Origin of the sequence: Serratia sp. 506_PEND (genome assembly GCF_001076875.1) — a bacterium.
In the GTDB taxonomy this organism is placed as follows: domain Bacteria; phylum Pseudomonadota; class Gammaproteobacteria; order Enterobacterales; family Enterobacteriaceae; genus Serratia; species Serratia marcescens.
Window position 1 is genome coordinate 1 of record NZ_JVEL01000005.1, and the last position, 224, is coordinate 224.

A 224-nucleotide genomic window follows, 5' to 3' on the forward strand; every position below is an offset into this window, starting at 1 on the left:
TGAGTTACACCTACCATCCTTACTGGCAGCAACGCATCGCCGATACCTTCAATTGCGCACTTAGCGCTTACACCCGCGTATTGGCGCTGCGCGTTGACCTCAGGCTGCCGGATACGCCTGCAGCCACCGATGCCGCTGTTATCTCCCGCTTTATCGACGCCCTGAAAGCCCGCATTAACGCGTACTTCCTGCGCCATCAGCGTGAAGGTAAACGGATCTGGCCG

At 58.0% G+C, this 224-nt stretch carries 1 protein-coding gene; it reads left to right on the forward strand.

Going from position 1 to position 224, the window contains the following annotated elements; genetic code table 11:
* Positions 1-224 (forward strand): YagK/YfjJ domain-containing protein (locus ADK28_RS00065; RefSeq protein WP_048794571.1); only part of this gene is annotated, 224 nt, incomplete at both ends.